Source organism: Flavobacterium sp. DSR2-3-3, assembly GCF_049896585.1.
Taxonomy (GTDB): domain Bacteria; phylum Bacteroidota; class Bacteroidia; order Flavobacteriales; family Flavobacteriaceae; genus Flavobacterium.
On record NZ_JAFCUP010000001.1, the window covers coordinates 79660 to 91679 of the forward strand.

Genomic DNA, 12020 nt, shown 5'->3' on the forward strand with positions numbered 1-12020 from the left:
TTGTGCAGTTTTTTTGTGTACTTTTTTTCATTAAGATCGCACCCTTTTTTTATTAAAAAAGTACCATGTACTTTCCCATAACAACATTATGAGCTTAGTTAAATTATCCATAAAAGGAATTTCATATAGTCAAACTCAAAACGGAGCTTACGCTTTGATCTTGAATGAGGTTGACGGCGAAAGAAAATTACCCATCGTAATTGGTGCTTTTGAAGCCCAATCCATTGCGATCGCATTAGAAAAAGAAATAAAACCACCGCGTCCTCTGACCCATGATTTATTCAAAAATTTCGCCGAACGTTTTGACATCGTAGTCAAACAAGTCATTATTCACAAATTAGTCGATGGTGTTTTTTATTCAAGTATTATTTGCGAAAGAGATAAAATTGAAGAAATTATTGATGCCAGAACTTCAGATGCAATTGCATTAGCATTACGTTTTAACGCGCCAATTTTTACTTATAAAAACATCTTGGACAAAGCCGGAATTTACTTAAAGTCAAATCCTTTAGATTCTGATAAAGACTCTCAAGAAATTGACGATGTGCTTTCTAATCCAGATACTTTTGGACGCGCAGAAGAAAGCAATCAATCTGGTGAAACCTATGCTAAACATAGTTTACAGGAGTTAAATGAATTATTAGATCAAGCAGTTTCACATGAAGATTATGAAAAAGCAGCTAAAATTAGAGACGAAATCTCTAAAAGATAACTTTAATTATGATTTTCATTATTGCTTTAATTGATAAATAAACGGTTAACCACATAAAAAATGCAGTTGCAATTAATGCTGCGCTCCAATATATATTTTTATTGACATCTGTTATAAACTAATCTATGAAAACAAAATTTGTCCTTATTGCCGTAACCTTATTCATTTCTACAGTCGTATTTTCTCAAGATTATTATTTACACTGCGGAAAAATTCTAAACACTCAATCTGGCAAAGAGCTATCCAACCAAACCATAGTTGTTTCTAAAAACAAAATCACGAAAATACAAGATGGGTTTGTATCTAAATCCAACCCAGAGGATATTATAATAGACCTAAAAAACAAATATGTATTACCAGGTCTTATAGATTTACATGTACATATTGAAGGAGAACATGACACTAAAAGTTACATGTCGAAATATTTAGACAACGAGGCTGACATCGCATTTCAAGCTGTACGTTGTGCAGAAATCACCCTACTGGCCGGATTTACCACCGTACGTGATTTAGGAGGAACAGGCGTTAACATCTCCATTAGAAATGCTATTAATAAAGGAATTGTAAAAGGTCCAAGAATATATACTGCAGGAAAATCGATTGCCACAACAGGTGGTCATGCTGATCCGACAAACGGAAGCAATCGAAAACTTGTAGGCGATCCAGGTCCACATGAAGGCGTAATTAATTCTCCTGAAGAGGCAGTAAAAGCAGTAAGAGAACGTTATAAAGAAGGTGCCGATGTTATTAAAATCACAGCTACTGGCGGTGTTTTAAGTGTTGCCAAAAGCGGTAAAAATCCTCAGTTTTCTTTAGAAGAAATCAAAGCTATCACAACAACTGCCAAAGATTACAATATGCTCACTGCCGCACATGCCCACGGTGATGAAGGTATGCAACGAGCTATATTGGGTGGTATAAAAACCATTGAACATGGCACCTTTATGAGTGAAGAGACAATGGAATTAATGAAAAAATATGATGCTTATTTAGTTCCCACCTTAACGGCTGGAAAAGAAGTAGAAAAAAATGCAGAAATTACTGGTTTTTATCCTGACATCGTAGTTCCAAAGGCCAGAGAAGTTGGTCCACAACTAAAAGCTACTTTTGCAAAAGCATACAAAAAAGGAGTCAAAATTGCTTTTGGAACTGATGCGGGTGTATTTGCCCACGGTACAAATGCAAAAGAATTTGGCTATATGGTTGAAGCCGGAATGCCTGCATTAGCCGCTATTCAATCTGCAACAATAACGAATGCCATGTTATTAGGCATAGGAAATGAAGTAGGTCAAATAAAAGAAAACTTTTTTGCAGACATTATTGCAGTTGATGAAAGTCCTTTAAACACGATCAAGACGCTGGAAAAAGTCGTATTTGTAATGAAAGATGGAAAAATATACAAAAACTAAACCGGCTTACAGCAAAATAGCATAGAGACACAATGAAGCAATATTTAGATTTAGTGCGACACGTGATGGAAAACGGTTGTCAAAAAGGAGACCGAACAGGAACAGGAACAAAAAGTGTCTTTGGATACCAAATGCGTTTCGACTTGAATGAAGGTTTCCCAATGGTTACCACCAAAAAACTGCATTTAAAATCTATTATTTATGAATTACTTTGGTTTTTAAAAGGCGATACCAATATCAAATACCTTCAAGAAAACGGCGTTAAAATTTGGGATGCTTGGGCTGACGCCAATGGCGATTTAGGACCTGTTTACGGGCATCAATGGCGCAACTGGAATAGTGAAGAAATTGATCAAATCTCGGAATTGATAAAAGAATTAAAAACCAATCCTAACAGTCGCAGAATGTTGGTTTCAGCATGGAATCCTTCGGTTTTACCAGACACTACAAAATCATTTAACGAAAATGTAGCCGACAATAAAGCCGCTTTGCCTCCTTGTCACGCCTTCTTTCAGTTTTATGTATCTGATGGCAAGTTATCGTGTCAATTGTACCAGCGAAGCGCAGATATTTTCTTAGGTGTTCCTTTTAACATTGCTTCTTACGCATTACTCACGATGATGATAGCTCAAGTTTGCGACTTACAGCCAGGAGAATTTATTCACACTCTTGGAGATGCACACATTTATAATAATCATTTTGAACAACTCGAATTGCAATTGTCCCGTGAACCAAAACCATTGCCTAAAATGATTTTGAATCCCGATATAAAAGACATCTTCGCATTTGATTTTAATGATTTTACCCTTGAAGGTTACGAACCGCATCCACTGATAAAAGGAAGTGTTGCGGTTTAATGAAATACAAAACGGATTTTTCGTCTGCCCGCTAAAACTTTGTTTTCAATTCTTACAAACTCGTTCCATTCGAGAAAAGTAGTTTCCGGTTCATTGACAGATAAACCGTCAATCACGTATTAAAATACTAAGTCGCATCTTTATTGACAACGAACGCAACCTTGAAAGTACTATTTTTCAATTTACTAAAAGCACATTGAGCCACATTCCGATTTTTGAAATCGCCAACAACATAAGCTTGACTTGCTTTTTTTGCAGCTTCAGAAAAAGTAATCTTACAAACTGGTTTTGTTTCGCAAATCGCTGTTTCATTTCCATAACTTGTTTATTTACAAACTAATGTTATAATGCAACTTAAATATTTCAGACTTTTAATAAGGCTTTAAAAGATTTAATTAAAAACCACAAAATATGTTAATCGATAAATAATTTAACAATTTAAACAAAGCTAAATTTACTATAAAAAAAAAGAAAACGTATTCTCAGGGAATAATTCTGAACCACAATACTGACTTTCCAAAATAAATTTTATCTTTATAAGCTAAAACCGGATCGATGGAAAAAGAATTGCACGAACAATATGAGTATGCGAGAAGAAGAATAAAGCAAAAGAAGGGGTTGTATTTTCATTTTGTTCTTTTCGTTTTAGGGAGTTTACTGCTATTTATGGCACATAATTTTCTTGATAGCACCGTAGTGTCCAATTGGTACCTTTGGATTATTATCATTTGGTTGTTCCTCTTTATATTGCATTTTATAAAAATTTTTATTACAGATCGTTTTATGAATAAAGATTGGGAAAGAGAGCAAATAGATCGCCTTGTGGCTTTGCAAAAAAAGAAATTAGACCAATTGCAAACACAAGTATCGAACGACGAACTTAAACAATAGCTAAAAAATTATGATAATAATAATCGCGGCTGCTGCCGAAAACAATACGCTTGGTAAAAACAACGAGATGGTTTGGCATTTACCAAATGATTTCCAACGATTTAAGTCCCTTACATCAGGACATCATATTATAATGGGAAGAAAGACATTTGAAAGTTTAGTAAAACCGTTACCAAATAGAACTCACGTTATTATCACTAGACAAAAAGAATATCATGCTGAAGGCTGCATCGTTGTGGACAGTATAGAAAAAGCACTTGAAATTTGCCCAAAAGATGAGGATTCCTATATAATTGGCGGTGGTGAAATTTATGCATTAGGACTTCCTTACACAGATAAGTTAGAAATCACGCGAGTACATCACAACTTTGAAGGCGATGCGCATTTCCCTAAGATCAATGAAGATGAATGGGAAATGACAGACGCAGAGTTTAATGAAAAAGATGAAAAGCATCGCTACGATTATTCTTATCAGACATACATTAGAAGATAAAACAAAAAAACATCCTTTTCAGGATGTTTTTTTTTAACCATTGATTAAGAGAAATGAACTACTCTTGAAAGAGTATTTGATAACATAAAATAAAAATTACAAACACTAATAATACTCCAGATACGGAGATTATAATATTTGAAGTTTTTTGAGAATACATCTCAAAAAAGCCTTTAATACCAAATACCACGAAGGTACTAAAGACGAAAAAAATTAAAATTTCCAAAAACAAATTTAATCCTAAGAACGTATGTTGCGTTTTAACTAAGGTACTGCTTTGTGAAACAGCACTTTCAAAACAGCTAACAAGAACAAATGAGATAACTAACGCAAAAAATATCCATTTGATTTGGTTCACTGACTCTCTTTTAATCATTTAATATGGTTCTTTCTTAAAGAACAAATTTGTACAATAAAATTTAGAGATGCAATACCCACTTTTAGTGATATTTCAAAAAAAATGATTTTTTTTCATTTTCTTGTTTTAAGTCCATTTAGTAAAAGAAATTTGGGTTACAATAAAACTTAATTCAAATTCGTCAAACTCATTTTAAGTCCATCAAGTTTTTCTTATATTTGTACAAATTAAAAAAATGTCAGAAAAGATAACGCCCTATAAAGATTCTGCCTTAGGCAAAAAAGAACAAGTTGCGCAAATGTTTGACACTATTTCTGGAAATTATGACAATCTAAATCGTGTCATTTCTTTCGGTATAGATATAAAATGGCGAAAAAAAGTATTGCAAATGGTTGCCAAATCCAATCCGAAACTCATATTGGATATTGCAACAGGAACAGGAGATTTAGCCATATTGATGGCGCAAACTAATGCTGAAAAAATTATTGGTTTAGATATTTCTGCTGGAATGCTAAAAGTTGGAGAAAAAAAAATTGTCGATAAAAATCTTTCTTCTACCATTGAAATGATTTTAGGAGACTCTGAAAACATGCCTTTTGAAGACAATTACTTTGACGCAATTACCGTAGCTTTTGGCGTACGTAATTTTGAAACATTAGAAAAGGGATTAGCTGAAATCTTGAGAGTCTTGAAGCCAAATGGCATTTTTGTGATTTTAGAAACCTCCGTTCCTGATAAAACACCTTATAAACAAGGATATAATTTTTACAGCAAAAACATATTGCCTTTGATAGGAAAAATATTCTCTAAGGATAACGTGGCTTATGGTTATTTATCGGAATCAGCTGCCGCATTTCCGTATGGCGAAGCGTTAAACAATATTTTGAGAAAAACTGGGTTTATAGATGTTGTAGCTTTGCCGCAAACTTTTGGTGTAGCTACCATTTATTCAGCTTCTAAAAAATAATATGAAAAAAATAATTGTCTTGCTGTTTTTTGCTTTTATTCTAAACGGATATGCTCAAAGATCTAAAAACATATTTAGCAGAGACCCTATTATTAATTTAGAAAATTTTCAAAAAAAAAGAGTCTATTATGGCTTTTACTTAGGTTTTAATTCTTACGATTTTAAAATAGATTACAAAACGGAAACACCAGACATTCTCGTAAATAAAACCACAGGTTTTAATGTGGGAATTATAGGTGATTTAAAACTTCAGGAATACATCAACTTGCGTTTTGAACCGGGACTTTATTACACAAAAAGGGATTTATATTATCCGAATTTCAGTAACAGCGGCGATGCGTTAAGAGAAGTAAACAGTACTTACATTCATTTCCCGCTATTACTAAAGTTATCTTCGCTAAGAACCGGCAATATTCGCCCTTATGCTTTGGGAGGATTATCGGCTACTTTAAACTTATCCAGTAATTCAAAACTGATAGATGATAATTTACAGCAACGCTTCCGTGTACAATCGTGGACTACAAACTACGAATTGGGTTTTGGGATTGATCTATTTTCAGAATATTTTATATTTTCACCATCAATAAGAGGTGTTTTTGGAATTAACGATGAATTAATTCGAGACAACGATCCAAACAGCCCTTGGACAGGAAATATTGAATCTCTAAAAACTAGAGCTGTATTTATCAACTTTTCTTTCCATTAAAGAATAGTTTTCAGTTCTCATTTGCAATATTCAGTTCTCATTGTAATTTATGACTAAAAACTGAATACTAACCTCGACGAAACTCACTTAAAAAAATAGCAGTCGCCGTCGCTACATTCAAGCTTTCTGTTTTTTGAAGATTTCCAAAACGAGGAATTGCGAGTCGGCTGGTTACCAACTTTTCGAGTTCGGTTGAAATTCCGTTCGCTTCGTTCCCCATAATAATTATTCCCTCTTTGGGCAACACCGATTTATAAATATTCGTGCCATCCATAAACGTACCGAAAACCGGTAATTTAGTCGTTGCCACAAAAGCGTTTAAATCTATATAATTGATATTGACCCTCGCTACAGAACCCATTGTAGCCTGCACCACTTTAGGATTATACACATCAACCGTTTCCTTTGAACACAAAACTTGTTGTATTCCATACCAATCACACAACCGCAATATAGTCCCTAAATTTCCCGGATCCCGTATAGAATCGAGCACAACAATCAAACCGGTCTCTATAATTGGTTTTTCTGGTGGCATTTTAAAAACAGCTAAACAAGAATTCGGCGTAGCCAATGCCGTTAATTTTTTTAAATCACTTTCCGAAACAATGGTTTTTTTTTCCATGGAAACCGCGTCAAAATCATTTTGGGTGGTATACAAATGCTCCAATACAAAATCAGAATCCAAGAGTTCCTGAATCCCTTTCACACCTTCGGCAAAAAATAATTTATTGGCTATTCTATATTTTTTTTGCTGCAAACTCGTTATAAGCTTTATTTGGTTTTTACTAACCATAAAATAATGTACTTTTGAATTAAATATTTTAGGACACTTGAAAAAAATTTCCACAAAAATAACTGCATTTATTGTAATTGCAATACTAATTTCCGCATGTAACGCTGTAAAAAGAGTTGCAGACGGAAAACTGCTGCTTACGAAAAACGAAATTACCGTAAATGATAAGACAATTAAGGATGAAAATGTTTTTAATCAACTGTATCAAAAACCAAACAGCACTTTACTGGGATACCGATTGCGATTGAATCTTTACAATTTAGCAAACCTAAATCCAGATTCAACATACCAAGCCAAATTCACCAACAATCCGGAAAAATTCAGACGAAAATCAAAATGGTTGTCAGAAAAACAAGTGAACCGTCTGGGAAAATCTTTCTGGTATCACGGAATTCACGATTTCTTGAAAAGAACCGGTGAACCTCCAGTAATTATTGATGAAGACAGAGCCGACAAATCATTATTGCGTTTGAAATATTACTATTTCAACAATGGATTTTTTAATGTAAATGCCGCTTACAATATAGATACGTTGGCTCTAAAAAAAGCCAAGATAAAATATGCTGTAACTTCCGGAAACGCTTACTTTCTAGATTCTTTGAGGACTACTATCGCAACACCAGCTTTGGATTCGTTGTACCAAACCAACAAATCTAACACGTACATTAAATCTGGGAATCAATACAAAACAGATGATTTTGAAAATGAAAAAAACCGCATTACCACTCATTTCAGAAACAATGGAGTGTATTATTTTCAGCCCAATTATGTGACTTTCGACATTGACACCATTAAAAAAGTGAATCTGGCAAACATTAATTTGATCGTCAATAATTATTCCTATCAAGAAGGGGATTCAACTAGAATTGAACCTTTCAAAATTTATAAAATAAGCGATGTAAATATCTACACTGATTATTCTCCAAGTAATAACGCGCTAAACATTACAGATAGTACCAATTATAAAAACTTTAATCTTTATAGTCAGGAAAAATTAAAATACAAACCAAAAGCAATTACCAACGCTATTTTTATTACAAAAGGAGGCCTGTATGCTGATAATAAAACCGTTTTGACCACGCGGTATTTGAACAATCTTAAGATTTTCAATTATCCTTCGATACAATATGAAGTTGATAAAAGAGATACAACTGCGCAGTCATTGATTGCGAAAGTATATTTGACTCCAAGAAAAAAATATAGTTTTGGAACCACATTGGATGTGACCCATTCTAACATTCAGGATTTTGGTATTGGTTTAAGTGTTTCTGAAACAATCAGAAACGTATTCAATGGCGCAGAAACACTTGAAATTGCAGCACGTGGAAACATAGGTGCGTCAAAAGATTTAGCGAATCCAAAAAATAATTTTTTCAATGTTTCAGAATATGGATTGGATTTAAAACTAAATATCCCACGAATTTTCATGCCGTTTAATACCGATAAAATCATTGCCAAAAGCATGATTCCATCTACTCTAATTACCGTAGGTTTTGCAAAACAAAGAAACATAGGATTAGACAAAGAGAATTTTACGGGCGCGCTTTCTTATAATTGGACTCCAAAAATAAATCACACGGCTAAATTTGATCTTTTCAGCACTCAGTTTGTTCGAAATTTAAATCCTAAAAACTATTTTAATGTTTACGGTTCTTCTTACAATGCTTTAAATGACCTCAGCAAAGAATATAACACAAATTCTTCCTATTATAACAATTACATAGACAAAGATTTGCTGATTGAACAAGGAACAGCCGGTTTTACAAATGATGTTCTTACAGGTAACGCCAACTTTTTAAAACCATTAAAACCTGCCGATATTGAGGCGGTAAGAAGTATTGAAGAGCGACGATTGAGACTTACGGAAAACGACTTTATTTTAGCAACCAGTTTTACTTTTTCAAAAACAACTAAAAACGATTTAGCCGACAATAATTTTTACCTTTTCAAAACGAAAATAGAATCTGCGGGAACGATTTTATCCGCTTTTGCTAAGACTACCAATCAGAAAAAAAATATCAATGGGAATTATGAAATATTCAATCTGGAATATTCTGAATATATAAAAACAGAATTCGATTACATCAAACATTGGGATTTATCCAAAGAAAAAATCTTTGCATTCCGAACCTTTTTTGGAATCGCCATTCCGTTTGGAAATTCAAATTACATTCCTTTTTCCCGAAGTTACTTTTCAGGCGGATCGAATGACAACAGAGCTTGGCAACCATATGGTTTAGGACCAGGGAGCAGCGGAGCTTTAGACGATTTTAATGAAGCTAACATGAAAATTGCCATCAGTGGAGAATTTCGATTTAAACTTTTGGGTAGTTTAAAAGGAGCTGTTTTTGCGGATGCTGGGAATATTTGGAACGTACTGGATAATGTCGTGGATGAGAAATCTACCTTTACCAACATCAGCGATTTAAAAGACATCGCATTGGGCACAGGATTTGGAATCAGGTACGACTTGAATTTTTTTGTAATTCGTTTTGATCTAGGATTTAAAACCTACAATCCCGCCAATGAAACCAACAAAAGATGGTTTAGAGAATACAACTTTGCGAACTCCGTTTTAAATTTTGGAATAAATTATCCATTCTAATGCTAATTAATTCTTATTTTTGCAAAACTAAAAACTAAAAAAAAACAACTAAAAAAAGTACAATGACACACAACATAAAACCAGGCGTAGCTACAGGAGATCAGGTTCAGGAAATTTTTAATTATGCCAAAGAAAAAGGATTTGCACTTCCGGCAGTAAATGTTACGGGGTCAAATACGATCAATGGTGTTCTTGAAACTGCAGCAAAACTGAATGCTCCTGTTATTATTCAATTTTCTAACGGAGGAGCACAATTTAACGCTGGAAAAGGACTTTCGAATGTAGGAGAAAAAGCTGCAATCGCCGGTGGCATAGCTGGTGCATTACATATTCACACTTTGGCGGAAGCTTATGGAGCTACTGTAATTTTACATACTGACCACTGTGCAAAAAAATTATTGCCTTGGATTGACGGTTTGTTAGATGCTTCGGAAGCACATTTTGCTAAAACTGGAAAACCTTTATATTCGTCTCACATGATTGATTTATCTGAGGAGCCAATCGAAGAAAATATCGAAATTTGCAAAGGCTACTTAGAACGAATGAGCAAAATGGGAATGACATTGGAAATCGAACTTGGAATTACTGGTGGTGAAGAAGATGGTGTAGACAATTCAGATGTGGATAGTTCTAAATTATATACACAACCTGAAGAAGTTGCATATGCATATGAAGAACTTTCTAAAATAAGTCCAAGATTTACCATTGCTGCTGCTTTTGGAAATGTTCATGGCGTTTACAAACCTGGAAATGTGAAATTGACTCCAAAAATCTTAAAAAACTCTCAGGATTTTGTTCAAAACAAATTCAATACAGGACACAACCCAGTAGATTTTGTTTTTCATGGTGGTTCCGGTTCTACATTAGAAGAAATAAGAGAAGGTATTAGCTACGGTGTAATAAAAATGAATATCGATACTGATTTACAATTTGCATTTACCGAAGGTATTCGTGATTACATGGTAAAAAATATTGACTATTTGAAAACTCAAATTGGCAACCCAGAAGGTGCTGATGCTCCAAACAAAAAATATTACGATCCAAGAAAATGGTTGCGTGAAAGCGAAGTTACTTTCAACACAAGACTTGAACAAGCATTTACTGACTTGAACAACGTGAATACATTATAAAAATAATGGTCAGTTTTTAGTGTTCAGTTCTCAAATACTGATAATGGAACACTAAAACTGATTACAAAACACTGAATACCTGATTACTGAACACTGAATACTAAAGAAATGGCTTGGTTTAAAAGAAAAGAAAAAGGGATTACTACTGCTACCGAAGACAAAATGGACATTCCAAAAGGACTTTGGTACAAATCTCCAACTGGAAAAATTATTGATGCCGATGAACTCGCTCGTAACTTATTCGTAAGTCCCGAGGATGGTTTTCACGTTCGAATTGGAAGTACAGAATATTTTCACATTTTATTTGACAACAATGAATTTGTTGAATTAGATAAAAATATGACTTCCAAAGATCCTTTGAATTTTGTTGACACCAAAAAATATGCAGATCGTTTGAAAGATGTAATGGAAAAAACCAAACTCAAGGATGCAGTGCGCACGGGAGTTGGAAAATCAAAAGGTAAAGATTTAGTTATTTGCTGTATGGATTTTGCCTTCATTGGTGGTTCTATGGGTGCAGTTGTAGGTGAAAAAATTGCGAGAGGAATTGATCACGCAATCAAAAACAACATGCCATTTGTAATGATTTCTAAATCCGGTGGAGCAAGAATGATGGAAGCCGCTTATTCATTAATGCAATTAGCAAAAACATCTGTAAAACTGGCTCAGCTTGCTGAAGCAAAATTGCCTTATATTTCGTTATGTACAGACCCAACAACTGGAGGAACAACTGCTTCATACGCGATGTTGGGTGACATTAATATATCTGAACCAGGCGCATTAATTGGATTTGCAGGACCAAGAGTTGTAAGAGACACAACAGGTAAAGATTTACCAGAAGGTTTCCAAACTGCTGAGTTTCTTCTTGAACATGGTTTCTTAGACTTTATCACGCCAAGAAAAGAATTGAAAGACAAGATTAACTTGTATATCGATTTGATCCAAAATAATACTATCCGATAAATGAAAACCCGTGCAATTGGTTTTTTTGATTTATAATTTTTTTAAATTAAACACAAAAAAAGCAGCTTCCAAAAATATCGGAAGCTGCTTTTTTTGCATTTTGATATAATTAATTTCCCAAAAAGGAATTCAAGTT

The 12020-nt window shown here is 33.9% G+C and carries 11 protein-coding genes; 10 read left to right on the forward strand and 1 reads right to left on the reverse strand.

Annotated features, from left to right (window positions below; all coding sequences use genetic code 11):
• Positions 1 to 88 precede the first annotated feature (88 nt).
• The 7 genes from ACP7AQ_RS00340 (at position 89) to ACP7AQ_RS00370 (ending at position 6393) form a co-directional block, all read left to right on the forward strand.
• Entirely contained in the window at positions 89 to 712 is a 624-nt protein-coding gene (locus tag ACP7AQ_RS00340; protein WP_426064469.1) for a bifunctional nuclease domain-containing protein, read from the forward strand.
• Between the two features lie 125 nt (positions 713 to 837).
• The gene (locus tag ACP7AQ_RS00345; RefSeq protein ID WP_426090310.1) at positions 838 to 2121 is read left to right on the forward strand and encodes an amidohydrolase family protein; all 1284 of its coding nucleotides are present in this window, start codon (positions 838 to 840) and stop codon (positions 2119 to 2121) included.
• 32 nt (positions 2122 to 2153) lie between these two features.
• A complete protein-coding gene (locus tag ACP7AQ_RS00350) occupies positions 2154 to 2978 on the forward strand; it encodes a thymidylate synthase (protein WP_426093918.1) in 825 nt (274 codons plus the stop codon).
• 555 nt (positions 2979 to 3533) lie between these two features.
• A complete protein-coding gene (locus ACP7AQ_RS00355) occupies positions 3534 to 3869 on the forward strand; it encodes a 2TM domain-containing protein (protein ID WP_091204259.1) in 336 nt (111 codons plus the stop codon).
• Positions 3870 to 3879: 10 nt separating this feature from the next.
• Positions 3880 to 4362 (forward strand): dihydrofolate reductase, encoded by a 483-nt coding sequence (locus ACP7AQ_RS00360; RefSeq protein ID WP_426090313.1) that lies wholly within the window; start codon positions 3880 to 3882, stop codon positions 4360 to 4362.
• A gap of 593 nt (positions 4363 to 4955) precedes the next feature.
• A complete protein-coding gene (ubiE, locus tag ACP7AQ_RS00365; RefSeq protein WP_426093920.1) occupies positions 4956 to 5687 on the forward strand; it encodes a bifunctional demethylmenaquinone methyltransferase/2-methoxy-6-polyprenyl-1,4-benzoquinol methylase UbiE in 732 nt (243 codons plus the stop codon).
• A gap of 1 nt (position 5688) precedes the next feature.
• Positions 5689 to 6393: a porin family protein gene (locus ACP7AQ_RS00370; RefSeq protein WP_426093922.1), complete on the forward strand. Its 705-nt coding sequence runs from the start codon at positions 5689 to 5691 to the stop codon at positions 6391 to 6393.
• A 67-nt stretch (positions 6394 to 6460) separates the two neighbouring features.
• On the opposite strand, the gene ACP7AQ_RS00375 is transcribed toward ACP7AQ_RS00370, so the two are convergent.
• Entirely contained in the window at positions 6461 to 7186 is a 726-nt protein-coding gene (locus ACP7AQ_RS00375; protein ID WP_426093924.1) for a TrmH family RNA methyltransferase, read from the reverse strand.
• Positions 7187 to 7223: 37 nt separating this feature from the next.
• Between ACP7AQ_RS00375 and ACP7AQ_RS00380 the strand changes: the two genes are divergently transcribed.
• From ACP7AQ_RS00380 to accD, 3 genes are all read left to right on the forward strand, one after another.
• The gene (locus tag ACP7AQ_RS00380; protein ID WP_426093926.1) at positions 7224 to 9791 is read left to right on the forward strand and encodes a BamA/TamA family outer membrane protein; all 2568 of its coding nucleotides are present in this window, start codon (positions 7224 to 7226) and stop codon (positions 9789 to 9791) included.
• 62 nt (positions 9792 to 9853) lie between these two features.
• Complete coding sequence (fbaA, locus tag ACP7AQ_RS00385; protein WP_426093928.1) at positions 9854 to 10921, forward strand: class II fructose-bisphosphate aldolase; 1068 nt, start codon at positions 9854 to 9856, stop codon at positions 10919 to 10921.
• Between the two features lie 108 nt (positions 10922 to 11029).
• Entirely contained in the window at positions 11030 to 11884 is an 855-nt protein-coding gene (gene accD, locus ACP7AQ_RS00390; protein ID WP_426093930.1) for an acetyl-CoA carboxylase, carboxyltransferase subunit beta, read from the forward strand.
• Positions 11885 to 12020 lie beyond the last annotated feature (136 nt).

Bases quoted from the DNA above. Each gene is read 5' to 3' on its own strand.
- ACP7AQ_RS00360 (WP_426090313.1), top strand. From the start codon at position 3,880: ATGATAATAATAATCGCGGCTGCTGCCGAAAACAATACGCTTGGTAAA.
- ACP7AQ_RS00345 (WP_426090310.1), top strand. From the start codon at position 838: ATGAAAACAAAATTTGTCCTTATTGCCGTAACCTTATTCATTTCTACA.
- ACP7AQ_RS00355 (WP_091204259.1), top strand. From the start codon at position 3,534: ATGGAAAAAGAATTGCACGAACAATATGAGTATGCGAGAAGAAGAATA.
- ACP7AQ_RS00350 (WP_426093918.1), top strand. From the start codon at position 2,154: ATGAAGCAATATTTAGATTTAGTGCGACACGTGATGGAAAACGGTTGT.
- ubiE (WP_426093920.1), top strand. From the start codon at position 4,956: ATGTCAGAAAAGATAACGCCCTATAAAGATTCTGCCTTAGGCAAAAAA.
- ACP7AQ_RS00375 (WP_426093924.1), bottom strand. From the start codon at position 7,186: ATGGTTAGTAAAAACCAAATAAAGCTTATAACGAGTTTGCAGCAAAAA.
- ACP7AQ_RS00370 (WP_426093922.1), top strand. From the start codon at position 5,689: ATGAAAAAAATAATTGTCTTGCTGTTTTTTGCTTTTATTCTAAACGGA.
- fbaA (WP_426093928.1), top strand. From the start codon at position 9,854: ATGACACACAACATAAAACCAGGCGTAGCTACAGGAGATCAGGTTCAG.
- ACP7AQ_RS00340 (WP_426064469.1), top strand. From the start codon at position 89: ATGAGCTTAGTTAAATTATCCATAAAAGGAATTTCATATAGTCAAACT.
- accD (WP_426093930.1), top strand. From the start codon at position 11,030: ATGGCTTGGTTTAAAAGAAAAGAAAAAGGGATTACTACTGCTACCGAA.